This window comes from Bacillus cereus group sp. BfR-BA-01382, assembly GCF_022663475.1.
In the GTDB taxonomy this organism is placed as follows: Bacteria; Bacillota; Bacilli; order Bacillales; family Bacillaceae_G; genus Bacillus_A; species Bacillus_A thuringiensis_S.
The window spans coordinates 1-264 of sequence record NZ_JAKUFQ010000376.1; the positions used below are offsets into that span (position 1 = coordinate 1).

The following is a 264-nucleotide window of genomic DNA, read 5'->3' on the forward strand; positions in this document are numbered from 1 at the left end:
TTGCAAGAATTGCTACCTTTCTCGCCGCATCTAGTCCATCTACATCTGCTGTCGGATCCGATTCTGCAAAACCTAATTTTTGCGCTTCCTGTAAAGCCTCTTCATAAGACCACCCATTTTGACTCATTTTTGTTAACATATAATTTGTTGTACCATTTACAATTCCCATTATTTTTTCAATTTGATCTGATGCTAGCCCGTCAGTTAGTCCTCTTAACACTGGAATACCGCCTGCTACGCTCGCTTCATAACATAAATCACAAT

1 pseudogene is annotated in these 264 nt (G+C 39.4%); it reads right to left on the minus strand.

Annotation, left to right across the window (positions count from 1 at the left end):
• Window positions 1–264, minus strand: a pseudogene (locus MR160_RS34395) (homoserine dehydrogenase); the annotation flags it as partial.